The 22,972-nt window shown below is 67.4% G+C and carries 18 protein-coding genes; 9 read left to right on the top strand and 9 right to left on the bottom strand.

Annotated elements, in window-relative coordinates; all coding sequences use genetic code 11:
• Nucleotides 1-51: 51 nt before the first annotated feature.
• Together pepN and AC1DCZ_RS02985 are read right to left on the bottom strand one after the other, a co-directional pair.
• Entirely contained in the window at nucleotides 52-2,685 is a 2,634-nt protein-coding gene (gene pepN, locus AC1DCZ_RS02990) for an aminopeptidase N (RefSeq protein ID WP_476896570.1), read from the bottom strand.
• 60 nt (nucleotides 2,686-2,745) lie between these two features.
• Complete coding sequence (locus AC1DCZ_RS02985) at nucleotides 2,746-3,747, bottom strand: YeiH family protein (protein WP_476896617.1); 1,002 nt, start codon at nucleotides 3,745-3,747, stop codon at nucleotides 2,746-2,748.
• Between the two features lie 183 nt (nucleotides 3,748-3,930).
• Between AC1DCZ_RS02985 and AC1DCZ_RS02980 the strand changes: the two genes are divergently transcribed.
• Genes AC1DCZ_RS02980 through AC1DCZ_RS02970 form a run of 3 tightly spaced genes read left to right on the top strand, consistent with a single transcriptional unit; the run spans nucleotide 3,931 to nucleotide 7,308 of the window.
• Nucleotides 3,931-5,541: a circularly permuted type 2 ATP-grasp protein gene (locus AC1DCZ_RS02980; protein ID WP_476896571.1), complete on the top strand. Its 1,611-nt coding sequence runs from the start codon at nucleotides 3,931-3,933 to the stop codon at nucleotides 5,539-5,541.
• Nucleotides 5,534-6,460, top strand: coding sequence for an alpha-E domain-containing protein (locus AC1DCZ_RS02975; RefSeq protein ID WP_476973331.1), 927 nt, complete (start codon nucleotides 5,534-5,536; stop codon nucleotides 6,458-6,460). The genes AC1DCZ_RS02980 and AC1DCZ_RS02975 overlap by 8 nt, the downstream gene beginning before the upstream one ends.
• Entirely contained in the window at nucleotides 6,457-7,308 is an 852-nt protein-coding gene (locus AC1DCZ_RS02970) for a transglutaminase family protein (protein WP_476973330.1), read from the top strand. Before AC1DCZ_RS02975 ends, AC1DCZ_RS02970 begins: the two co-directional genes overlap by 4 nt.
• Before the next feature lie 54 nt (nucleotides 7,309-7,362).
• On the opposite strand, the gene AC1DCZ_RS02965 is transcribed toward AC1DCZ_RS02970, so the two are convergent.
• The gene (locus AC1DCZ_RS02965; RefSeq protein WP_476896574.1) at nucleotides 7,363-7,848 is read right to left on the bottom strand and encodes a pyridoxamine 5'-phosphate oxidase family protein; all 486 of its coding nucleotides are present in this window, start codon (nucleotides 7,846-7,848) and stop codon (nucleotides 7,363-7,365) included.
• 161 nt (nucleotides 7,849-8,009) lie between these two features.
• On the opposite strand from AC1DCZ_RS02965, the gene AC1DCZ_RS02960 reads away from it, so the two are divergent.
• Nucleotides 8,010-9,710, top strand: coding sequence for a GAF domain-containing sensor histidine kinase (locus AC1DCZ_RS02960; protein ID WP_476896575.1), 1,701 nt, complete (start codon nucleotides 8,010-8,012; stop codon nucleotides 9,708-9,710).
• 31 nt (nucleotides 9,711-9,741) lie between these two features.
• Here AC1DCZ_RS02960 and AC1DCZ_RS02955 read toward each other — a convergent pair whose 3' ends face one another.
• The gene (locus tag AC1DCZ_RS02955) at nucleotides 9,742-10,476 is read right to left on the bottom strand and encodes a response regulator (RefSeq protein WP_476896576.1); all 735 of its coding nucleotides are present in this window, start codon (nucleotides 10,474-10,476) and stop codon (nucleotides 9,742-9,744) included.
• 248 nt (nucleotides 10,477-10,724) lie between these two features.
• Between AC1DCZ_RS02955 and AC1DCZ_RS02950 the strand changes: the two genes are divergently transcribed.
• Nucleotides 10,725-11,210 carry a universal stress protein gene (locus AC1DCZ_RS02950; protein WP_476896577.1) on the top strand — a complete coding sequence of 162 codons (486 nt, stop codon included), beginning with the start codon at nucleotides 10,725-10,727 and terminating at the stop codon, nucleotides 11,208-11,210.
• Between the two features lie 51 nt (nucleotides 11,211-11,261).
• Here AC1DCZ_RS02950 and AC1DCZ_RS02945 read toward each other — a convergent pair whose 3' ends face one another.
• The 3 genes from AC1DCZ_RS02945 to glgC form a co-directional block, all read right to left on the bottom strand.
• Entirely contained in the window at nucleotides 11,262-11,729 is a 468-nt protein-coding gene (locus AC1DCZ_RS02945; protein ID WP_476896578.1) for a pyridoxamine 5'-phosphate oxidase family protein, read from the bottom strand.
• Nucleotides 11,730-11,809: 80 nt separating this feature from the next.
• Complete coding sequence (locus tag AC1DCZ_RS02940) at nucleotides 11,810-13,288, bottom strand: SDR family NAD(P)-dependent oxidoreductase (RefSeq protein WP_476896579.1); 1,479 nt, start codon at nucleotides 13,286-13,288, stop codon at nucleotides 11,810-11,812.
• A 67-nt stretch (nucleotides 13,289-13,355) separates the two neighbouring features.
• The gene (gene glgC / locus AC1DCZ_RS02935) at nucleotides 13,356-14,774 is read right to left on the bottom strand and encodes a glucose-1-phosphate adenylyltransferase (protein ID WP_476973329.1); all 1,419 of its coding nucleotides are present in this window, start codon (nucleotides 14,772-14,774) and stop codon (nucleotides 13,356-13,358) included.
• Nucleotides 14,775-14,876: 102 nt separating this feature from the next.
• Here glgC and glgA point away from each other — a divergent pair, with 102 nt between their 5' ends.
• Nucleotides 14,877-16,085, top strand: a complete 1,209-nt coding sequence (gene glgA, locus AC1DCZ_RS02930) for a glycogen synthase (RefSeq protein ID WP_476896581.1) — start codon at nucleotides 14,877-14,879, stop codon at nucleotides 16,083-16,085.
• A gap of 106 nt (nucleotides 16,086-16,191) precedes the next feature.
• On the opposite strand, the gene AC1DCZ_RS02925 is transcribed toward glgA, so the two are convergent.
• Entirely contained in the window at nucleotides 16,192-18,327 is a 2,136-nt protein-coding gene (locus tag AC1DCZ_RS02925) for an acyl-CoA dehydrogenase family protein (RefSeq protein ID WP_476896582.1), read from the bottom strand.
• A 90-nt stretch (nucleotides 18,328-18,417) separates the two neighbouring features.
• Nucleotides 18,418-19,164 carry a TetR family transcriptional regulator gene (locus AC1DCZ_RS02920; RefSeq protein WP_476896618.1) on the bottom strand — a complete coding sequence of 249 codons (747 nt, stop codon included), beginning with the start codon at nucleotides 19,162-19,164 and terminating at the stop codon, nucleotides 18,418-18,420.
• 121 nt (nucleotides 19,165-19,285) lie between these two features.
• Between AC1DCZ_RS02920 and AC1DCZ_RS02915 the strand changes: the two genes are divergently transcribed.
• From AC1DCZ_RS02915 to AC1DCZ_RS02905, 3 genes are read left to right on the top strand one after another with little or no spacing between them, the layout of a single operon-like run.
• Nucleotides 19,286-20,677 carry an acetyl-CoA C-acetyltransferase gene (locus tag AC1DCZ_RS02915; RefSeq protein ID WP_476896583.1) on the top strand — a complete coding sequence of 464 codons (1,392 nt, stop codon included), beginning with the start codon at nucleotides 19,286-19,288 and terminating at the stop codon, nucleotides 20,675-20,677.
• A 9-nt stretch (nucleotides 20,678-20,686) separates the two neighbouring features.
• Nucleotides 20,687-22,027 (top strand): 3-oxoacyl-ACP reductase, encoded by a 1,341-nt coding sequence (locus AC1DCZ_RS02910; protein WP_476973328.1) that lies wholly within the window; start codon nucleotides 20,687-20,689, stop codon nucleotides 22,025-22,027.
• Nucleotides 22,024-22,935: a MaoC family dehydratase gene (locus tag AC1DCZ_RS02905; protein WP_476896585.1), complete on the top strand. Its 912-nt coding sequence runs from the start codon at nucleotides 22,024-22,026 to the stop codon at nucleotides 22,933-22,935. The genes AC1DCZ_RS02910 and AC1DCZ_RS02905 overlap by 4 nt, the downstream gene beginning before the upstream one ends.
• Nucleotides 22,936-22,972: the final 37 nt, after the last annotated feature.

Genomic DNA, 22,972 nt, shown 5'->3' with positions numbered 1-22,972 from the left:
CGACCCCGTCGATTGCTCCGTAACGGCCGTTCTGGGCCGTCAAAAGGACGGTTACGGAGCAGTCGATGCCGGGTTTGCGGCCAGGGCTTGTGCCGTCAGGGCCCGGTAGAGGTGGCTGCGTTGTTCAATGATGATGCGGCGCAGGGCGTGCGGCGCGTGGGCGTGTTCGGCCAGCCAGTTGTCGGTCCGGACAATGACGGCATGCCGGTCCGGCGAGCCGCCGTGCCCGTCGAGATCCTGCCCCGCAGGGTAGAGTCCGCGGACGATCCTGCTGGCGATCTCGATGCTCCGCTCCCCCCAGACCTGCTCCAGGCATTCGAAGTACGGATCAATGAAGTTCCCCAGCAGGGCCGCCGGGCCGGTATTGAAGCCGGTGATCGTGGCGCTGAGCAGCTGGTTGGACAGCGACGTGCCGTGCACAGCGGCGTCCCACGCGGCACTCTTGACGGCTGCCTCGGGCCGTGCGGCGAGAGCGGTGGCGTGGCCGGACTTGCCGGCCGCGGTGTTGTCCCGGGCCAGCTCCTGGTCGAGCTGGTCCGGCGTGGCCTGGCCGTTGGCCGCCAGGGCGTGCCAGAGGTTCCAGCGCAGTTCCGCATCGACGGCGAGTCCGTCGATCACCGTGCTGCCGGCCAGGATGCTGCGGAGCAGGTCCAGCCGGCCCGCGTCGTATCGGCTGGTGGCAGCCACGGTACGCGCCCATGCGAGCTGCTGGTCGGACCCCGGCGCCGCCGCCTGCAGGTGGTCGGCAGCGACGTCCAGGAACACGCGGCGAACCGCGTCCCGTTGGCCCCGGGGCACGTAGTGTTCGATCGCGGTGGAGGCGTTGCCGAGCACATTGAGCAGGACGCCGATCCCGGTTTCCGCCGGGCCGAAGCTCTGCACGGCGTCCACATAGAGTGACGCCGGAGTGACGGCATCCCTCGCCGAATCCCACAGCGCCGTCCAGCACAGGGCCCTCGCCATCGGGTCCCGGAGCTTGTCGAGCGAGATGCGGACGGTCGCTTCAGAGCGCGGGTCGAGCCGGACTTTGGCGTAGCTGAGGTCATCGTCATTGACGAGCAACAGGTCCGGGCGCCGCTTCCCGGCGAGGGCCGCCACCGCTGTCCGGGCCCCGCTGACGTCGGCCTCGACACTGTCCATGCGGAGCAGCTGGCCGGCCGCATCGTGGTTGTAGAGCCCGATCCGCAGCCGGTGCGGCCGCGGTTCCTGCTGCCCTGTGATCGGGTCCACGGCGTCCTGGACCACCGTCACAGTGCCCAGGACTCCGTCATGGTCCTCGATCTCGCTGGTGAGGCCCGAAATACCGGAGGTCTGGAGCCACTTCCGGGCCCATTCACCCAGGTCCCGGCCGGAAGCGGCGCTGAGCGCGGCGAGCAGATCCACCAGCGTGGTGTTGCCGAAGGCGTGGTCCTTGAAGTACTGCCGGGAGCCGGCGACGAAGGCCTCGAACCCAACGTACGCGACGAGCTGCTTGAGCACGGAGGCGCCCTTGGCGTAGGTGATGCCGTCGAAGTTCTGCTTCGCGGCCTCCAGGTCCGGGATATCGGCGACGATGGGGTGGGTGGTGGGCAGCTGGTCCTGGACGTAGGCCCACGCCTTGCGGTTGTTGGCAAAGTTCACCCAGGCCGTGTCCCAGTCCGTGGTCCGGTCCACGCCCAGCGTGCCCATGTAGTCGGCGAAGGATTCCTTGAGCCACAGATCGTCCCACCACTGCATGGTGACCAGGTCCCCGAACCACATATGCGCCATCTCGTGCAACAGCGTGTTGGCGCGCGCCTGGTACTGCGAATCGGCGGCGCGGGAAGTGAACACGTAGCTCTCCGTGAAGGTCACGAGGCCCGGGTTTTCCATCGCGCCCAGGTTGTACTCCGGCACAAAGGCCTGGTCGTATTTGCCCCACGGGTACGGGTAGTCGAAGAGCCCGCTGAAGAAGTCCAGCCCGTTCTTCGTCAGCTGGAACAGCGACTCGGTGTCAAAGGAGGGCGCCATGGAAGCCCGGCAGTACAGCGCAAGCGGCACATCGAGGTCCGTGCCGTCCTCGAGCGTGCCGCGCCAGGTGTCCTCGGCCTTGAAGTATGGCCCGGCGAGGACCGTGGTGATGTAGGTGGACATGGCCCTGGTGGGGGCGAAGTCCCAGCGGCTTGTAGCCGGATCACTTGTGAGGAGCGTGCGCTCGGCTTCGGCGCCGTTGGAGGCCACCTGCCATTCCGCGGGTGCCATGACGTGGAAAGTGAATTCGGCCTTGAGATCCGGCTGCTCGAAGTTCGCGAAGACCCGCCGCGCATCCGCGGGCTCATACTGCGTATAGAGGTAGCACTGCCCGTCTGCGGGATCAAAGAACCGGTGCATTCCCTCCCCGGAGGTGCTGAAGAGCGCGGTGCCTGTGATTGTGACCTGGTTCTCGGCCTGGAGGCCGTCCAGCCGGATCCGGGATCCGTCCACGACGTCGGCGACTGCCAGGCCCTTGCCGTTCAGGAACACGCTGTGCACGTCGCCCGCGATGAAGTCCACGAAGGTGGAGGCTCCCGGTTCGTGGGCGGAGAAGGTGATGACGCTGCGGCTGGTGTAGCCGGCGGCGTTCGGGTCGGCCGCCTGGCGGATGTCAAGGGAAACGTCGTAGCTGTGGGTGGTGATCACGGCAGAGCGGATTGCGGCCTCATCGCGGCGCAGATTCTGGTTTGACACCCAGCAATTCAATCACGGCCGCGTGTGGGCGCGATCACGCGCTGCGCCCCCGGGCGGCAATCAGCGGTGCGGAAACATCAGTTGCGCGGCGGCCAGGCCCAGGCCGGCGATCAGCAGCCAGGACGCCAGCGCGGCAAGCAGTGCCCGGGCTCCGGTGTGCAGCAGCTGTCCCACCCGGACTGCAGATCCGAGTCCGAAGAGCGCCATGCCCAGCAGGACATCCTGCACCACGGCACCCGCCTCGAGCACGGCGGGGGAGAGCCATCCGGTCGTACGCAGGGCGGCCAGTGCAACAAATCCGAGGACAAACAGCGGGACAATGGGCGGGCGGTTGGCGGTGTCCGCCCCGGCACCGCTCCGGTGGTGGTAGCCGGCGGCGGCGACCATCGGCGCCAGCAGGATGACGCGGGTGAGTTTGACGACGACGGCGGTCGCAAGCGCGGTCGCGCCGGCGGTCTGAGCGGTAGCTACCACCTGGCCGACGTCGTGCACGGAGGCTCCAGTCCATGCCCCGAATGTCTCCGGGCCGAGACCAAGCGGCTGCATCAGCAGCGGCAGGACGCCGATGGCAAGGGTTCCGCACAGGGTCACCAGGGCGACCGGAAGGACCGTGTCTGGGTGCCGGATCCGGCGCACGGCCGCCATCGCGCCGATCGCGGACGCCCCGCAGATCGAAAATCCTGTCGCGATGAGCAGCGAGACATGCGGCGGAAGCCGGAACAGCCGGCTGATGACGTACGTGCCGGCGAAGGCGGCCAGTACGACACCGGTGATCAACAGCAGGGCGGCCCAGCCCAGGCCCAGGACGTCCACGAGGCTGACCTTCAGGCCGAGCACCACGATCCCGGCCCGCATCAGGTGCTTGCCGGCGGCGTCGAGCCCGCGCCGGCCGGTCCCGGCCGTCCACGCGCCTGCCCCCGGGAGGTTGGCGGCGAGAAGACCCAGCACCACGGCGACGGTCATCGCCGGGAGCACGGGAACCAGGGCATGGACGGCCATGGCAACGGCGACGGCGGCCGCGGCGCCCACCAGCCCGGGCAGAGCGGGGAACTTCTGATTCAACGAAGGCACGCACCTACCTTGCCCCACGTGCCGCAAATATCGGACATCGCCATGGCTGCTGCACGGGAGTGCCCCGGCGCGGCCATCTGCGGGCGCCTCCGGCCCTGAGTCCTCCGGCGTTCCCGGTAGGCTTGCCGGGCCCGTGAAATGATTTCGTAACGAAAAGATGGTTGGCTAGAGTCCATGTCTGACCTTTTCCAGGATTACTCAGAGGCGGCCGGCCGCACCGGCGCCTACGACGAGATGTTTACGCCCGGCCAAGAGGCCCGGAAGTCTTACGGGCAGGTTGCCGGGGCCCTTCGTGAACTCTCGCTGGCTGACGTCACCGCCCGCGCAGACTCCATGGCGCGGACCTTCCTGGACCGTGGCGTAACCTTCGACTTCGCGGGGGAGGAGCGCCCCTTCCCGCTGGACATCGTTCCCCGCGTGATCCCCGCCGACGAATGGGCGGTCCTGGAACGCGGCGTCGCGCAGCGTGTCCGGGCCCTTGAGGCCTTTCTTAATGACGTCTACGGCAAAATGGCGGTCGTGGCCGACGGCGTCATTCCCCGCCAGCTCGTCACCACGAGCGCCCACTTCCACCGCGCCGTGCACGGCTTCGAGCCGGCGGGCGGTGTCAGGGTGCACATCTCCGGCATCGACGTCGTCCGCGACGGCGAGGGCACTTTCCGCGTCCTCGAGGACAACGTGCGCGTGCCCTCCGGGGTGAGCTACGTCCTCGAGAACCGCCGGGCCATGGCCAAGGGCCTGCCCGAGGCCTTCGGCCAGCAGCTCATCCGCCCGGTCGAGGAGTACCCCCGCAGGCTTCTGTCCGCCCTGCGCAAGACGGCACCGTCCGGCGTCGACGATCCCACCGTCGTGGTCCTGACCCCCGGCGTCTTCAACAGCGCCTACTTCGAGCACACACTGCTGGCCGGTCTGATGGGCGTCGAACTCGTCGAGGGCCGGGACCTCATCTGCCGCGGCAACCGCGTCTACATGCGCACCACGGCCGGCGAACAGCGCGTGGACGTCATCTACAAACGGATCGACGACGAGTTCCTCGACCCGCTGCAGTTCCGCGCCGACTCCATGCTCGGCTGCCCCGGCCTGGTCAACGCCGCCCGGGCCGGCGGCGTCACTATCGCGAACGCGGTGGGCAACGGCGTGGCCGACGACAAGCTCGTCTACAGCTACGTCCCGGATCTGATCCGTTACTACCTCAACGAAGAGCCGGTCATCGCCAACGTCGACACGTTTCGCCTGGAAGAGAAAGAGGCCCGGGAGCACGTCCTGGACCGGCTTGATGAGCTCGTAGTCAAGCCCGTCGACGGCTCCGGCGGCAAGGGCCTCGTGATCGGCCCGGACGCGTCCAGGGACGAGCTCGAGGCCTTGCGGAAACGCATCATTGCCGACCCCCGCGGTTGGATCGCCCAGCCGGTCCTGCAGCTGTCCACCGTCCCCACCCTGTCCGGGGACAAGTTCGGCCCGCGGCACGTGGACCTGCGGCCCTTCGCGGTCAACGACGGCGACGACGTCTGGGTCCTGCCCGGCGGGCTGACACGCGTGGCGCTCAAGGAAGGATCCTTGATCGTCAACTCCAGCCAGGGCGGCGGATCCAAGGACACCTGGGTGCTGGCGGACTCGCCGCAGGTTCCGGTTGAGACCCTGCCCCGGCCCGCCATCGCCGTCCGGGAACGGGTGTCGGTCTGGCCCGTGGAGAGCAACTGGCGCGACAGCCAAAAGGAACAGCAGCAGCAGCAGCAGCAGCAGCAGCAGATTTCAGAGCCGATGGAGGTTGCCCCGAATGCTTAGCCGTATTGCCGAGTCCCTTTTCTGGATCGGCCGGTATGTGGAACGGGCCGACGGCACCGCCCGCATCCTCGACGTCCACCTGGAACGGTTGAACCACCTGCCCATGGAGGAGCAGCGCAGCGTTGCACAGGAACTCCTCGCTGTCATGGGGGCGCGCGCGCAGAACGATGAGTTCGGCCTCAACGAGCTGCTCAATGCCCTCGCATATGACAAGCACAGCGCCACGTCCATCGCCGGCTCGCTCGGTGCTGCACGGGAGAACGCCCGGCGCGCCCGGGAGACGGTTTCCTCCGGGCTTTGGGAAAGCTTGAACACCACGTATTACGGACTCAACCAGCACCGCAAGGACGTCGTTGGCACCTACCGGTTCTGCAACTGGGTCCTGGAACGTACGGCCATGGTCAGCGGCCTCGCGGACACCACCGTCAGCCACGACGAAAGCTGGCTGTTCCTGGTCCTTGGCCGGTCACTGGAGCGCGCCGACATGACGGCCCGCATGCTCTCCACCCGGGACGTGCTCTCCGCTGGCATGTCGTGGGTGAACATGCTCCGGTGCGCCGGCGCCTACGAATCCTTCCTGCGGACCCGGCGGGCAGCGTTCGGGGACCAGCATGCTGCCGAGTTCCTTCTGCTGGACCGGCTGTTCCCGCGCTCGATCGTATACGCGCTGCGCGACGCGGACGACTGCCTGGCCAAGCTCGATCCGTCCGCGCAGCGTGTCGGCTTCATCAACGACGCCCGCCGGATCGTCGGCCAGGCGCGCACGTTCCTGGAATTCCACCGCACCGATGACCTCATGTCCGAGCTGCCGGAGCACATGGAGCGGGTGCAGAAGGCGGTCTCGCAGGCCTCGGACGCCATTTCCCGTAAGTACTTCAATCAGGCAGACGAACTGGCCTGGGTGGGAGAAGTTTCATGACCCGGCTGAGTATCGTCCACAAGACGGCCTACAAGTACAACAAGCGCGTGACGCTCTCCTACAACGAGGCCCGCATGACGCCGCTGACGGATCCCCAGCAGGTGGTCCTGGAGTCCTCCATGAAGGTCTCGCCGTCGCAGGCCGCCCTGAGCAGTTACCGCGACTACTGGGGCACGCGCGTGACGGCGTTCGACATGCAGATGCCGCACGAGCACCTGGAGGTCCTCTCCACCACCACGGTCGAGGTGCACCGGGTGGAGAGGATCCCGGCCGGGGCGGACATCGCCGGCTGGGACGTGCTGGCCGCTCCGGAGACGCTCAACCAGTTCAGTGACTGGATTCCCCAGTCACAGCTGACCGGACCAGGCGCCGAGGTCCTTGGCATCGTCCCGGGCGTCGTCGAGGGCTGCAACCCGCACGAGGCGGCCCTCGCGGTCTTTGAGTGGATGCGCGGCGAAATGACGTACATGTTGGGCTCCACGGGCGTCACCACGAACGCGGAGGAGGCATGGAACCAGCGCCAGGGCGTCTGCCAGGACCTGGCCCACCTCGCCATCGGTTCGCTGCGCAGCTGCGGGATCCCTGCCCGCTACGTCTCCGGCTACCTGCACCCGCGTTCGACGGCGGACCTCGGCGAGACCGTCGCGGGGCAGTCGCACGCATGGCTGGAGTGGTGGGACGGCGAGTGGCGCAGCTGGGACCCGACAAACCACAAGCCTGCGGGTGACTTCCACGTCACCGTCGCACGGGGCCGGGACTACCGCGACGTGCCCCCGCTCAAGGGCATCCTGTCCGGCGGCGGGGGATCTGCCCTCAGCGTGAGTGTGGAAATCACGCGCCTCGCCTAATCAGCCCCGAACCACCCGATGCGCTCTCCGTTGTCTGAGCGGGGATGGCGGAGGCTATTCGAGGCCTGACCGGGTCGCGTCGTCCAGCGGCGTCCACCAGGTCAGGGGCGGCACCACCTTGAACCGCCGGCCGGTGACCGTGTCGGCAGTGATCCGGACGAAGTGCTCCTTCTTGCCGGCCTGCCACGGGAACAGCAACAGGCCCACAGTATCCAGTACTTCCTGCTGGTTCTTCACCGGTGCCGCCTGCCCCTTGACCACCACGCTCCAGGCAATCCCGGTGTCCGCGTCGACGCCGTCTGCTTCGACCGCCACGGGGGTGTCCCCAGTGGCTGCCTGCAGCTTGGTGCCTTCCGCCGTTCGGAAAACCAGCGTCCCGTGGTCCACCTTGTAGTTGATGGGGAAAATATCCGGATGGTCATCCACCCAGACCGCCAGCCGGCCCACTGTGACGCTGCGCAGGAGCCTCCAGCACTCATGATGATCAAGGTTCTCCACGGCGTGCGGCTGCTGGTCTCCGGGCTTCGAATCAGTACTCATGGCCGCGAGCCTATGCCCCCACGGCGCCGGACGGCTAGGGCAGAAGGTCCCCCACGCGAGCAACAAACTGCGACTTACAGCCGCTTTCCGCCCGCTGACACGGTATTCTGGCAACACGTCGTCAGCGTTGATGTGCGTCGTACTGAATTGGGGCATAGATCATGCATTCAACGGGAGAAGGCCGGGAGCAGACCGTGCCGGGCGGCATTCCCCGGACAGAGGAGTTGCCGAGCGGATTCCCGGCCCGGGCCGAAGAGCTGCTCCAGTCACAGGAACGTATGGCGGGTCTGCTCGAGGCCGTTGTCGCGGTGGCCGAGGACCTGAGCCTCAACGCCGTGCTGGAACGAGTCGTCCAGTCGGCCCGGACATTGCTGCACGCCCGCTATGGCGCGTTGGGCGTGATCGGCGACGACCGGGCGCTCAGCCACTTCATCACGGTTGGGATCGACGACGAACTGGCCCACGAAATCGGGCCGCTGCCAACGGGCCACGGAGTGCTCGGCCTGCTGATTTCCGAACCGCGGCCGTTGCGGCTGCACGACCTCAGCAAGCATTCGGAGGCCTATGGTTTCCCGGCCCACCACCCTGCCATGCAGTCTTTCCTCGGCGTCCCCATCCGGGTCCGGGACGTCGTCTTCGGGAACCTTTACCTGACGGAGAAGGAAGATGGCAACGATTTCACCGCGGAGGACGAGGCCCTGGCTGTAGCACTGGCCGCCGCCGCCGGCGTCGCCATCGAGAACGCCAGGCTCTATGACGACGCGCGGCGCCGGGCGCGCTGGCTCGAAGCCTGCATGGATATCTCCGGGCTCATGCTCAGCAGCGACCGCGACTACACCTCGGGCGGGCTGGATCCGATCGCCAGCCGGGCCCTGCAGGAGTCTGAATCCCAGCTGGCGTTGCTGGCGGCCCCGGCGGTGAACGGACCCGGGTACGTCGTCGTGGGCGTTGCCGGTGAACGCGGAAGCTTGTATTCGGGCCGGACGCTGATGCTGGACTCCCCGGTGCTCCAGGGGGTACTGGACGGGGGAGAACCCGTGCTTCTTGAGGATGCTGTAGTCCTGTTCGGTGGGATCGACGCGAGAGCCAGGGGTCCGCTGCTGGCGGTGGCCCTGAGCACCCAGGGCGCCCACCACGGCCTGCTTCTATTGCTCCGCGACAGCGATTCCGTCCGCTACGCCCGCACGGACATCGAAATGGGAGCCGTCTTCGGCTCCCACGTGGCACTGGCCCTCGAGCTGGCCCGTGTCCACCGGCTCCGCGAAGAGCTCCTGGTTTTCACGGACCGGGACCGGATTGCCAGGGACCTGCACGACCTCGTCATCCAGCGGCTGTTCGCGGCCGGGTTGAGCGTCCAGAGCCTGACCCGCTTCACCAAGGACGAGCTCGCGCTCGAGCGGATCCGCAACATCACGGGCGAGCTGGACGAGGCCATCCGGAGCCTTAGGGACACCATCTACTCGCTGAAGAGCAACAGCGGCGAAACCGAGCTGCTCAGCGGCCGCATCCGGCGGGTCACCCGGAGCTCGGCCAAGTCCATGCCGTTCGCGCCGCGGCTGACCATCACCGGTCCCGTCGACGCGGTGACCCCGGACAAGGCAGACAACGTCGTCGCTGTGGTCTCCGAAGGCCTCAGCAATGCCATCCGCCATTCCGGCGCCGACTCAATCTCGGTCTCCGTCGGCGCCATCAAGGGACGGGTCACCGTGGTCATTACTGACAACGGAACGGGCTTCTCCGATCCCGAAAAGCGTAATGGCCTGATCAATCTGGAGGACCGCGCGCGGATGCTGGACGGAGAATGCACGATTACCAGCGCGCCCGACGCCGGTACCAGCCTGGAGTGGTCCGTGCCGCTTTAGCCGAACGAACCCTTGCCGCAGCCAGCCGCGCCTACCGGACGCTGTGCGGGCGGTGGGCCTCAGTGGAACCGCTGGCGGCGGCCGCCACCGGTGACGAGGGGCTGGCGATGAAGACGGCGGCCTGGGTGCGCCGCTCGAAACCCAGCTTCGCCAATAGCGAGGATACGTAGTTCTTGACCGTTTTTTCGGCGAGGAACATTTCGGCGGCAATCTGGCGGTTCGTGAGTCCGCCGCCCACCAGCTCCAGGACCCTGCGTTCCTGGGGCGTCAGATTCGCGGTTCGGGGGTCCACGTCCTCCGCCTGCACGAGGCTGTCGACGATGCCGGCCGCCAGGCCCTCCTCGAAAAGGGATTCACCGACGGCGGCGCGCCGCAGCGCACCGATGAGGTCCGTCCCGCCGATTTCCTTCAGGACGTAGCCGCTGGCTCCGGCCAGTACCGCGCCGCGCAAAGCCTGCTCGTCGTCGAAACTCGTGAGGATGATGCAGTTCAGCGAAGGATCCACGGAACGCACATCCCGGCAGACTTCTATGCCTGTTCCGTCCGGGAGCCGGGCATCCAACACGCAGACATCCGGATGCAGGGCGGGGATCCGGCGGGTTGCTTCCACCGCGGATCCGGAGCTGCCCACGACCTGGAAGCCTTCGCCCTCCAGGAGTTCCTGCAGCCCCCGCCTGACAAGTTCATGGTCATCGAGAATAAAGACACGGATGACAGCCGGAACGCCATCGGGTGCAGAGAGACCTCCGTCTGCCCAGGCAATCATGATTCTCCTGTCCGGCCGCTTGGCGCTGCCTCGTGTGATGCCGTTCCCCTGGCCTCTGCCATTCTTCTGCACGCCGACTCACGGGGCAAGGGTCGTTGGACCTAGCCGCCGGAGTGCGGCCCGGTCCTCTGCGTGACTTTAGGCCCTAGGCGGCCCGGACCTGCGCCGCCATCCTAGGAGGGACACGCTGCCGGCGCCGCGCTGCCAGGAGTATGAACCGGGTTGCCGGGACTATGAAGGGATCAGCAATGAGTGAAGACCTTGATGTCCGGACGATCCTGGTGGGCGTGGATGGTTCTGAGGCCTCGGTGGAGGCCCTGCGCCAGGCGCAGCGCCTCGCCGTCCCGCTCTCGGCGAAGGTCGTTGCCTTGGCCTGCTGGGACTTCCCGCCGGTCTATGACGGCTACGTCGCCATGGGCATCGACGACTTCGACGTCCGGGCAGGCGAAATCCTTGCTGACGCCGTAGCAAAGGCCTTCGGTCCTGATACCCCCGCCAACGTCGGGAAGCGGCTGGTTCAGGGACACCCCCGGCGCATGCTCATCGAGGAGAGCAAGTCGGCGGACATGTTGGTGCTGGGCCGTCGCGGGCACGGGGGTTTCGGCGGGCTGCTGCTGGGCTCGGTGAGTTCCGCCTGCGTGGCACACGCACATTGTCCCGTGCTGGTTGTCCACACACCGGAAAAGGACCGCGCCGGCAACGCACCCGGTCCCGCTGTGCCGGCCGCGCGTTAGTCGAGGCCTGCGGAACGCCGGATTACAAGAGCGGGTTACGGGAGCATCAGGCTATTCGAACGTCGAGCGACGGGGGTCTGTGAGGCGGGTGTTCCACAGATCCGGTGTGTTGACCTTGAAGCGGCGTCCGGTCAGGGCCTTCGGGGCGAGGCGGACGTAGTAGTTCTTTTCGCCCGGCTGCCAGGGTTCCAGGAGAAGCGCATCCACGGCTTCCTTCTCTTCCTGGCTGTCGATCAGCTCGGCCTCCCCCCGGGCAACGACGCTCCACGCACTTTGTTCGTGGGCGTCATAACCGTCGATTTCGAAGGCCACCGGCTTGGACGTGATGGCGCCCCATAGTTTCGTACCCCCGGAGGTGCGGAAAACGATCGCGCGGCGCTCCAGCACGAAGTTCACGGGGAAGACCTCCGGATGGTTGTCCACGATCAACGCGATCCGCCCGACCGTTTCGGTGTCCAGCAGTACCCAGCACTGGTCCATGGTCAGCTTGTAGTCGGGCTCGGGCGTCGTTGTGTCCATGTAGAGACACGTTACGTACCGCCCGGGGCACCCATCAGGGCCATAAGGCCCCTAGCAGGGGCCTGCACGCCTCCGCTGCCCTACCAGGGGCTGGGCTTGTAATCCTTCAGGAAGACCCCGTACTGGTCCTCGCCGGCCTCTCCCATCACAATGGGATCGTAAACCCTGGCAGCGCCGTCAACGAGGTCCAGCGGCGCGTGGAAACCCTCCTCCATGAGGCGGACCTTGGTGTAATGGGGGCGCTCATCCGTGATCCAGCCGGTGTCGACCGCGGTCATCAGGATGCCGTCGGCATCCAGCATTTCCTGGGCGCTGGTCCGGGTCATCATGTTCAGCGCGGCCTTGGCCATGTTCGTGTGGGGGTGCCCGGGTCCCTTGTAGGCGCGGGAGAACTGGCCTTCCATGGCGCTGACGTTGACGATGTACTTGCGACTGGCAGTGGAGCGCTTCATGGCCCCGCGCAGACGGCTGACCAGGAGGAAGGGGGCAGTCACATTGCAGAGCTGGACCTCAAGCATCTCGAGCGGATCGACTTCGTCGACGACCTGGGTCCAGCTGTTGATGCCGGCGAGGTCCGGGACGAGTCCGCCCGCATCGATGGCGGTCCCGGCCGCGATGCGCTCCAGCGAGGCGGACCCGGCGGACAGGGCCAGCGAGGTGACGGCGTCACCGGCGAGCACCGGATGCTCCAGGACTGTGCTGGCCAGGGCCAGCGGGTGCTTGTCGTGGGCGTGGCCGAAAGTCACGAGTTCGGGTCCGCCGTTGGCCGCCTCCAGCGCAGCGGGCAGCGCCTCGTCCTCGGCGTCGACCAGCGGCTTGTAAGCGTTGCCCGACCGCCTGACCGTCTGGGCGGCGTTGTTGATGATAATGTCCAGCGGGCCGGCAGCGTCCAGGGAGTCCGTCAGCGCCATGACCTGGGAAGGATCACGGAGGTCGATCCCCACGATCCGCAGTCGGTGCAGCCATTCGCCGCTGTCTTCCATGGCCGCAAAGCGCCGTGCGGCGTCCTTCGGGAAGCGGGTGGTGATGGTGGTGTGGGCCCCGTCGCGCAGCAGCCGAAGCGCGATGTACATGCCGATCTTTGCCCGGCCTCCGGTCAGGAGCGCCCGGCGGCCGGTGAGGTCAGTGCGGGCGTCCCGCTTGCTGTGGCTGAAGGCGGCGCACTCGGGGCAGAGCTGGTGGTAGAACGCATCCACCTGGGTGTAGTGCCGCTTGCAGATGTAGCACGGCCGCGACCTGATCAGGTGTCCTGCCACCTCGCCGGTGGCGGACGTGGCCAGCTTGTTGCCGCGTGTCTCGTCGTCGATCCGGTCAGGGGCCGCCGTCGCCGTCCGGGCGATGACGGCGCGGTCCGCTTCCGCGATCAGGTCCCGTTTGGCGACACGGCGGTGACGCTTGACCGCCTTAAACATCTTGCCGGTGGCGCGGCGGACCGAAACGTAGTCCGGGTGCTCCTCGTCGTAGACGTGGATGGAGTTCAGGACCTTGAGGCAGGCCTGGATTTCCGCTGCGGTCAATTCAGCAGGGTTCACGACGGAAGGCAGATCGGGGGAGCTCATTGCCCCAATTTTACAGCGTGTTGGGAGCCGGGCCCGACGGCCCGGCTCCCAACACACGCAGTAGTGCTTAGAAGGCCTTCGTCGAGTGCTTGGCGGGACCGTCCACGCCCACCGCGGCGGCCTGGACGTCGCCGACCTTGTCCACGGATTCGCGAAGGTCCGGCCAGTTCTCCGTGGCGGCCCGGACGGCGTTCGGCACGACGCGCAGGTTGGCTGCGGACAGGGCGCGCTCGGCCTCGCCGGGCTCCGGCACCAGCTGCCCCTTGGACAAGACGGTGATACCGGATTCCGTGACCTTGAAGCCTCGCGCGCGGTCGAGTTCGGGGTCGAGCCCGATCGCAGCGCCGGCCGGAACCTTGACATTCTTGTCTATGATGGCGCGCTTGATGACGGCGCCCTCACCGACGTTGACCTTGTCCATCAGCACCGAGTCCAGCACGCGGCTGGACGTGTCGATGTACACGTCGTTGGACAGCACGGAGCCCTCCACAATGCCGCCGGAGACGACGACGCCGCTCGCGACGATCGAGTCCAGCGCAGTGCCCACGGTGTTGGCCTTGCCGCGGACGAACTTCGCCGGCGGAGAGATGCTCTGGCGCGTGTATATGGGCCACTCGGAGTTGTACAGGTTGAACACGGGCACGGGGGAGATGAGGTCCATGTGCGCGTCGTAGAACGAGTCGATGGTGCCAACGTCGCGCCAGTACGTGCGGTCCCGTTCCGTGGAGCCCGGGATGTCGTTGAGGGTGAAATCGTAGACCCCGGCCTCGCCCTTGTTGACGAAGTAGGGAATGATGTCCCCGCCCATGTCGTGCTTGGTGTCGAGCCGCTCGGCGTCGACGTGCAGGGCATCGACGAGGGCGTCGGCGTTGAAAACGTAGTTGCCCATGGAGGCCAGGAACTGGCTCGGATCGGCAGCGAGCCCGGGAGTGGAGGACGGCTTCTCCACGAAGGCGGCAATCTTCCCGGGGTTGTCCTGATCCACTTCGATGACACCGAACTGGTCCGCCATGTTCAGGGGCTGGCGCACGGCGGCGACGGTGGCCTTGGCGCCGCTGGCTACATGCTGGGCAACCATCTGGGAGAAGTCCATCCGGTACACGTGGTCAGCTCCGACGACCACAACGATGTCCGGGTTGGCGTCGTGGATGAGGTTCAGTGACTGGTAGATCGCGTTGGCGCTGCCAAGGAACCAGCTCTTGCCCACGCGCTGCTGTGCCGGCACCGAGGCCACATAGTTTCCAAGCTGGGTGGACATGCGCCACGTTTCGGAAATGTGCCGGTCGAGGCTGTGCGACTTGTATTGCGTCAGCACGACAATTTGCAGATAGCGGGAATTCACAAGATTCGAAAGGGCAAAGTCAATGAGACGGTAGCTTCCGGCAAAGGGCACGCCAGGCTTGGCCCGGTCCGCCGTCAACGGCATGAGCCGGTTTCCCTCGCCACCTGCGAGGACAATTGCCAAGACTTTCTTTTGATGCGGCATGGTGATAGCTCCTGAACGCCTTCGTTACTCCCCAATACAGTCCGGCATGCCCGAACGTCTTCACACTAGATCAGTTCCGCCGTAACGACTACCTTGGTGCATGTGCGAATAGATATTGTGACCAAAGAATTCCCGCCGGAAATCTACGGCGGCGCCGGAGTCCATGTGGCTGAGCTCAGCAGGGTGCTGGCCCAGCGCGTGGACCTACAGGTGCGTGCCTTCGGCGCGCCCCGGGAGCCCGGGTATCACGGAGCGACGGTGACGTCCTACTCCGTACCCGAAGACCTGGGCTCCGCCAATGCCGCCATCCAGACCCTCGGGGTGGACCTGAGGATCGTTCCGGACATCGCCGGCGCGGACCTGGTGCACTCCCACACCTGGTACGCCAACATGGCCGGGCACATCGCGTCGCTGCTCCACGGCATCCCGCATGTGCTCAGCGCCCACAGCCTGGAGCCGCTGCGCCCGTGGAAGGCCGAGCAGCTCGGAGGCGGCTACGCGGTGTCCTCCTGGGTGGAAAAGACCGCCTACGAGTCCGCCGCGGCCATCATCGCCGTCTCCGAAGGCATGCGCCAGGACATCCTGCGCAGCTACCCGGAGGTGGACCCGGCCAAGGTCAAGGTGGTCCACAACGGCATCGACGTGAGCCTCTGGAACCGGGACGAGGGCGACGACGTCATCCGCGCTCTCGGAATAGACCCGGCGCTGCCCAGCGTCGTCTTCGTCGGCCGCAATACCCGGCAGAAGGGTGTTCCGTACCTGCTGCGGGCCGCCGCCAAACTGCCTGCCGACGTCCAGCTCGTGCTCTGTCTCGGGGCCGCGGACACCCCCGAACTGGCAGCCGAAACGGCGCGCCTGATCGAGGAGCTCCAGGGCCAGCGCAGCGGTGTGGTCGTGGTGGAACGGATGCTGCCGCGCAACGAACTCATCCAGGTCCTCAGCCACGCGACCGCCTTCGCCTGCCCGTCCATCTACGAGCCGCTCGGCATCGTCAACCTCGAAGCCATGGCGTGCGGGGCCGCCGTCGTGGCCAGCGCCACCGGAGGGATCCCGGAAGTCGTCCAGCACGGCGAGACCGGGCTTCTTGTTCAGCTCGAGCAGGTGACCGACGGGACCGGCACCCCGCTGGATCCGGAGAAGTTCGTCACGGAATTTGCCGCAGCCCTCACCGAAGTCGTGTCCGATCCCGAACGGGCGCGTGCCATGGGCCGGGCCGGGCGCCGCCGGGCGGAGGAGCACTTCTCCTGGGAATCCATCACGGAAACCACCCTCGAGGTCTACCGGTCGGTCCTCCCCGACGCTGCCCCCTAACGGACGAAGCAGTCAGCAAGAAACCGTCAGAACGACGACGGCGGCGCCCCGGTCAAGGGGGCGGCGCCGTCGTCGTTTGCGCCGGGCTGCTCCCGGAGCAGCACCGTCAGCTGCGGCCGGCCTTGGCGGCAAGTGCCTTGCGGGCCAGCAGGATCTTCTCGTCCACGGGAGCCGTTCCGCTGGCACGCTGCGTGCGGACATAGTCCCGGGCCTCATCCTGGCGGACCTTTTCCGCCCCGGTGGCGATCTCGGCCCGGAGGTGCTCGGGGCCGAAACCGAAGGCATCCACGAGGTCCAGGGCGTGCGGGCGGATCTTCACCAGCAGCCTGTTGATGTAGGCCCCCACGGTGCGGCCGCGCTGCATCGAGAGCCTGCCGTTCATGAGATACCAGGACAGGTTCTTCTCGATCAGCGACAAGCCGAAGAGATCACGCAGCCAGGTGAGCACCATCTTCGTTCCGGGATCGGCGACGTCGCCCAGGGCTTCCGTGAAGGCCTCCCACTGCAGCAGTTCGGCGTGCGCCTGCGCCGCTTCGATGAGTTCGTTCTGGTGCCGGTTGAAGAGGGCCGCGCCTTGATGCTGCGGCAGCCTGTTGGCGCCCTTGAGGGCGGCTCCCACCTCCGCGACCATGGTCTGGACGCGGTCGGTCAGCAGCGTGCGCTGGCTGGCTTCGTCCTTGATCGCGATGGCCGCCTTTTGTGCCGAGCCGGAGTCCGCCACGAACTGGGCTACGCCCCGCAGCCCGGTGCGGTGGATTGCCGCCCCGGTCGCCTGGCCGACCACATAGCGGGCCAGAACACCGAAGTTCACGCTCCGGAATTCCTTGGCGTAGTCGGCCAAGAGCCGTTTCGCGACGAGTTGGAGCAGCACCGTGTTGTCGCCTTCGAACGTGGCGTAGACGTCGAGATCGGCGCGCAGCGACGCGAAGCGGTTCTCGATCAGGAAGCCGGCACCCCCGCAGGCCTCCCGGCATTCCTGCAGCGTGTCGAGCGCGTGCCAGGTGCTGAGCGGCTTGAGTGCCGCAGCGAGGGTTTCCAGGTCCTGCCGGTCCTCGTCGGTGTCGTTCCGGCCGGAGAAGACGTCGTCGAATTTCCGGAGCAGCTGCTCGCTGGCGAAACTCGCCGCGTAGGTCGTGGCGAGCCGGGTGAACAGCCGGCGCTGGTGCCGCTGGTAGTCCAGCAGGACCTCCTCATCGGTATGGGACGAGGCGTTGAACTGCCGGCGCTCGGTGGCGTACTGGATGGCGGTCTTGAGGGCCAGCTTCGATGCCGTCACTGCGGCGCCGTCGAGCGACACGCGGCCCTGGACGAGGGTTCCGAGCATGGTGAAGAAGCGGCGCCCCGGGCTCGCGATGGGGGAGCTGTAGCTGCCCGCAGCGTCCACGTCGCCGTAGCGGTTGAGCAGGTTGGTGCGGGGGATCCGGACGTCGGTGAAGTGCAGGCGGCCGTTGTCGATGCCGTTCAGGCCGCCCTTGACGCCGTCGTCCTCGCCGCCGATTCCCGGCAGGAACTGCTTCGTCGCGGGATCGCGCAGCTCCAGATAGAAGGCGTGCACGCCGTGGTTAACGCCCTGGGTGACCAGCTGCGCGAAGACGACGGCGGCCAGGCCGTCGATTGCGGCATTGCCGATGTAGTCTTTCCAGGCCGCCCGGAAAGGGGTGTGCAGGACAAATTCCCCGGTGCCGGGATCGTAGGTCGCGGTGGTGGCGATGCTGGCCACGTCCGAGCCATGCCCGGTCTCCGTCATCGCGAAGCAGCCCGGGATATCCAGGCTCATGATCCCGGGCAGCCACTTCCTGTGGTGGTCCTCGGTGCCCAGGTGCATCACGGCGGAGCCGAACAGGCCCCACTGGACGCCGGCCTTGATCTGCAGCGACGGGTCCGCGATCACGAGTTCCTGGAATCCTGCGATGTTACCGCCGTGATCATCCGAGCCGCCCAGGAACGAAGGGAAAGCGCGGTGCACCGCGTTGTTCTCAACCAGGTACTTGAGCTGGCCGAACGCACGCTCGCGGTGCTCCGTGTGGGTCAGGCCCTCGGTCTTGTACAGTTCCGGCCGGGCAGCGAGCGCACGGGCGTGGCGACGGATGTCGGCCCACTTGCCCAGGAGCTGCTCACCCAGGGCTGCAACGTCGACGGCGGGAGGTTCCGTCGAGGCGCCGGGAGTGGCCGCCGCGCCCGTAGCGGCCTGGACGGAAGCGGTCTTCGGGTGGGCCGCGGGGCGGTCCGCTAGTTCAGTCATGTCGATTCCTTCTTTGGTTCTGACAGGGGGTCTGAAGCTCTGGTTCTGCAGGCAGTGGTTCCCGGTTCCGGATGACCCGGTCCCGATGACTCAGGTGCCGGCGGCGGCTGGAACGGGGAAGTGCGGTGCCCGGGGGGCCGCAGCCGGAGAGTCGGCAGCACCGGGTTCCGGAGCCCGCAGCTCCGGCGCGATCCCGAAGCACAGCCAGTCGGTGATCTGGCGCGCCATCGCCGCCTGGTCCGGTTTGGCCGGGGACGCCGGGCTGGCGAGCCATTGCTCGCCGGCATTCCGGACCAGCCCGATCGCGGCGTTCGGCCAGTAGCCGATGACGGCTTCCTTGTCCTGGCCGCCGCCCAGGTGGCTGCGCATGGGCCGGGCGATCATGTCGCTGATTGCCGCGAAGAAATGCCCCAGGGCGCCTGCCGTGGCGATCGACCCGCCGCTGCCCTCCGGCTCGCCGGGGGTGTAGCGCGTGACGAAGGTGTAGACGTTGGGGCTGGTCTCGGCCATCTGCAGGTAGGCCGACACCATGGCGAACAGGCCTTCGCGGGGTGTCTGCGCGGCCTGGGCTGCCTCCTGGATGCGTCGCTGCATTTGGCTGAGCACTACCTCGCCCACGGCCTGCTGGAGTCCTGCCTTATCGCCGAAGTAGCGGTAGAAGACCGATTTCGAGGTTCCTGCCGCGGCGGCAATTTCCTCCATGGAGGCGGCACTGCCAAGGACGTGCACTGCCTTGCGGGCCGACTTGATGAGGTGCCGCCGCCGTTCCTCGCGATGGGACTCCCAGCGGGACGCGCGTCCGTCAACGGCACCGACGGGCGCACTGTGGACGGGCACACTGTGCGTGCTCCGGCCGGCTGCGCCGGGGCCGGAGGAATCGGCGTCGGGGATGTTCACGATACCCAGCGTATCAGGTACGCTGGGTATCGGTAACCCGTTTTGATTGAAGGAGACAGCCATGCCCGTCAACGGACAGTCCGCTACCGGACCCCAGGAACCGACCCCCGCGTCCGCAGCGCGGACGGGCGGACAGGCCGGCGGTGCCGTAGCGCCGCAGCTCCGTAATGCCGTGGTGGTGGGCGGCAACCGCATCCCGTTCGCCCGGACGGGGGGTGCCTACACGAAGTCTTCCAACCAGGACATGCTCACCGCGGCGCTCGACGGCCTGATCGCACGGTTCGGCCTGCAGGACGAGCGCATCGGCGAGGTTGCTGCCGGGGCCGTGCTCAAGCACTCCCGCGACTTCAACCTGACGCGGGAAGCCGTGCTGGGTTCGGCACTGTCCGCCGAGACCCCGGCATATGACCTCCAGCAGGCCTGCGCCACCGGCCTGGAGACCGTGCTGGGCCTGGCCAACAAGATCAAGCTTGGCCAGATCGAATCGGCGATCGCCGGCGGCGTGGACTCGGCGTCGGATGCCCCGATCGCCGTGAGTGAGGGCCTGCGCGAGGTGCTGCTGGATCTTAACCGCGCCAGGAAGCTCCCCCAGAAGCTGCAGGTCCTCAGCCGCCTCCGGCCCAAGGACCTTGCCCCGGACGCGCCGAACACCGGCGAACCGCGCACTGGTCTGTCCATGGGCGAGCACCAGGCGCTGACCACGGCGCAGTGGAAGATCACCCGCGAGGCCCAGGACGAGCTCGCCTTCAACAGCCACCGCAACCTTGCCGCAGCCTACGACGCAGGTTTTTTCGACGACCTCCTCACCCCCTACCGGGGACTGGCCAAGGACTCCAACCTGCGGGCCGACACGAGCCTGGAGAAGCTCGCCTCGCTCAAACCCGTCTTCGGCAGGAATCTGGGTGCCGAAGCGACCATGACGGCCGGAAATTCCACCCCGCTGACGGACGGCGCGTCCACCGTGCTGCTCGCCTCGGAGGAATGGGCCGACGCCCATGACCTGCCCAAGCTCGCGACGGTGGTTGACGGCGAAGCTGCTGCCGTGGACTTCGTCCACGGCAAAGACGGCCTGCTCATGGCTCCCGCGTTCGCCGTGCCGCGGCTGCTCGCCCGCAATGGCCTCACCCTCGAAGACTTCGACTTCTTCGAGATCCACGAAGCCTTCGCGGGGACGGTCCTGAGCACACTGGCAGCGTGGGAGGACGATGACTTTGGCCGCACACGGCTCGGTCTCGACGGTCCCTTCGGCACCGTCGACCGGTCCAGGCTGAACGTCCACGGATCCTCACTCGCCGCCGGCCACCCCTTCGCGGCAACCGGCGGACGGATCGTGGCGTCCCTGGCGAAGATGCTGCACGCCAGGGGTGAGGTTGACGGCCGTCCGGCACGCGGACTGATCTCCATCTGCGCCGCCGGCGGCCAGGGCGTCGCCGCAATTCTTGAAGCACTCTAGGGGGACCGCGTGACAGATAAATACACCCAGTTCGTGAGCCGGGGCCCGGGCAAGGACCTGGCCCGCAGGCTCGGGCTGCCGCAGCCGGTGGCCCTGCGGCGCCACCAGCCGGGCCGGCCCCTCCTGGAAGGCCCGGTGCTGGTGCAGGGACACACCACCGGCGCCGATGACCTGGCCGCAACCCTGCTGGCATGGAACCTGGACGTCCGCCGCCACGCAGTACCCAGGGAAAAGCTCGGCGCCATTGTCCTCGTCCTCGACGGGCTGGCCCGTCCGGAGGACCTGGAAAAACCGGTCCTGACGGCGGCCGCTTCACTGCGCGACCTTGCCCCCAACGGCCGTGTCATCACCGTCTCCCGGACGGCGGCGGGCGCCGACGGGCCTGCGGCTGCCGCGGCGCGGCAGGGAGTGGACGGACTGCTGCGGTCGCTGGCCAAGGAACTGCGCGCCGGGGCCACAGGCAACGGCATCCTGCTTTCCGACGCTGCCACCACCACGAGCCCGAGCGCCCTGGGCGCACTGCGCTTCTTCCTCTCCGGCCGGTCCGCGTTCGTGGACGGCCAGTTCCTCACGGTCACCTCGGGCGCGGGCGAATTGCCGGCCGACGACGGGAAGCCATTGGCCGGCCGGGTCGCCGTCGTGACAGGGGCCGCGCGGGGGATCGGCGCCGCGATTGCCCGGACGCTGCACCGCGACGGCGCGACCCTGATCGTCGTCGACGTCCCGGCCGCCGGGGACCACCTTGCACAAGTGGCCAACGCGGTCCGCGGGACGGCACTGCAGCTGGACATCAGCCGCGAGGATGCAGGGCAGCGCATCATTGAGCATGCGGTGGCGCGCCAGGGCCGCCTGGACATCGTGGTCCACAACGCCGGCATCACCCGTGACAAGCTGCTTGCCAACATGGACCAGGGCCGCTGGAACTCCGTCATCGCGGTGAACATCGCCGCGCAACTACGGATCAACGAGGCACTCCTTGCCTCGGAGCACTTCCGCACCTCGCCGCGGATCGTTTCCGTCGCCTCCACCAGCGGGATCGCCGGGAACCGCGGGCAAACCAATTACGCGGCCTCCAAAGGCGGCGTCATGGGCATGGTCCGGGCCACGGCACCGCTGATCGCCGCGCACGGGGGCTCCATCAACGCCGTCGCCCCCGGCTTCATCGAAACCGAAATGACCGCCCGGATTCCCTTCGCCACCCGCGAAGTGGCGCGCAGGCTCAACTCGCTGCAGCAGGGCGGCCAGCCCGGAGACGTCGCTGAGGCCATCGCGTTCCTGGCCAGCGACGCCGCCGGCGGGATCTCCGGCGAGGTCCTCCGCGTCTGCGGGCAGAACCTGGTGGGGGCATGACCGGTCCCCAGCCCGTCATCCTGGGCGAAATGCCGTCCCTCTCCAAGCTGTACGTCAACGCGGCCGCGACAGTGGCCAGGCGGCGGATGCTCGGCATCCACGGGGGCACCGGACTGCCGGAGGCCAGCCATGAGGTCCGGGGCGTGAACGTGGACGTCGCCAACCTCACGGCCTATCAGCACCTCGTCGGGGAGACTGCAAGCGATGTGCTTCCGGCGGGGTTCATCCACGCCCTCGCCTTTCCCCTCGCCATGAGCGTGATGAACCGGGATGATTTTCCGTTGCCGCTGTTGGGCATGATCCACCTGGCCAACAAGGTGGTGCAGCACGCGCCCGTCCTCTTCACTGAAGCACTTGATGTGCGTTCCTGGGTGGAGAACCTGCGCGGCCACCGTGCCGGCACCCAGCTTGACGTTGTGGCCGAGGTCCGCGGGCCGGGGGAGGAAGACCTCCGCTGGCGCGGCGTCTCCACCTACCTGTCCAAGGGCGTGTTCCTGCCCGGGATCGACAAAGCCTCGGCAGCTCCGGCGCCGGCGACCTTTTCAGCGCCGGATCCCACGGCCCTCTGGCGGCTGGGAGTCGACACGGGACGCGCGTACGCCGCAGTTTCGGGTGACTTCAACCCCATCCACCTGAGCGTCCTTACGGCGAGGGCCCTCGGAATGCGCCGGTCCATTGCGCACGGCATGTATCTCGCCTCAAGGGCCCTGGCCGATGTGGGGGCAGCCAAGGGCGAAGCTTTCACCTGGGATGTAGCCTTCGACGCGCCGGTGTTCCTGCCCACGGGCGTGGCGCTGGACATCAGCACCATCCAGGATGCCGGCGGCGCGTGGCGGCGGTCCGACTACGTTGCTTGGAACCCGCGGTCGGGGCGCAAGCACTTCAGTGGAGCGGTTTTCGCCCTGTAGCGGCGTGCTTCCTGCACCAAGCACCGGCCGGCCGGCC

The sequence above is a fragment of the Arthrobacter sp. 10N418 genome (assembly GCF_056394725.1).
The sequence above is the reverse complement of the archived record's forward strand: the minus strand, read 5'-3'. Positions and strand labels throughout refer to the sequence as shown.

Coding starts and splice junctions, on each gene's coding strand:
- AC1DCZ_RS02980 (WP_476896571.1), top strand. CDS start 3,931: ATGTCTGACCTTTTCCAGGATTACTCAGAGGCGGCCGGCCGCACCGGC.
- AC1DCZ_RS02975 (WP_476973331.1), top strand. CDS start 5,534: ATGCTTAGCCGTATTGCCGAGTCCCTTTTCTGGATCGGCCGGTATGTG.
- AC1DCZ_RS02970 (WP_476973330.1), top strand. CDS start 6,457: ATGACCCGGCTGAGTATCGTCCACAAGACGGCCTACAAGTACAACAAG.
- AC1DCZ_RS02965 (WP_476896574.1), bottom strand. CDS start 7,848: ATGAGTACTGATTCGAAGCCCGGAGACCAGCAGCCGCACGCCGTGGAG.
- AC1DCZ_RS02960 (WP_476896575.1), top strand. CDS start 8,010: ATGCATTCAACGGGAGAAGGCCGGGAGCAGACCGTGCCGGGCGGCATT.
- AC1DCZ_RS02955 (WP_476896576.1), bottom strand. CDS start 10,476: ATGATTGCCTGGGCAGACGGAGGTCTCTCTGCACCCGATGGCGTTCCG.
- AC1DCZ_RS02950 (WP_476896577.1), top strand. CDS start 10,725: ATGAGTGAAGACCTTGATGTCCGGACGATCCTGGTGGGCGTGGATGGT.
- AC1DCZ_RS02945 (WP_476896578.1), bottom strand. CDS start 11,729: ATGGACACAACGACGCCCGAGCCCGACTACAAGCTGACCATGGACCAG.
- AC1DCZ_RS02940 (WP_476896579.1), bottom strand. CDS start 13,288: ATGAGCTCCCCCGATCTGCCTTCCGTCGTGAACCCTGCTGAATTGACC.
- glgC (WP_476973329.1), bottom strand. CDS start 14,774: ATGCCGCATCAAAAGAAAGTCTTGGCAATTGTCCTCGCAGGTGGCGAG.
- AC1DCZ_RS02925 (WP_476896582.1), bottom strand. CDS start 18,327: ATGACTGAACTAGCGGACCGCCCCGCGGCCCACCCGAAGACCGCTTCC.
- AC1DCZ_RS02915 (WP_476896583.1), top strand. CDS start 19,286: ATGCCCGTCAACGGACAGTCCGCTACCGGACCCCAGGAACCGACCCCC.
- AC1DCZ_RS02905 (WP_476896585.1), top strand. CDS start 22,024: ATGACCGGTCCCCAGCCCGTCATCCTGGGCGAAATGCCGTCCCTCTCC.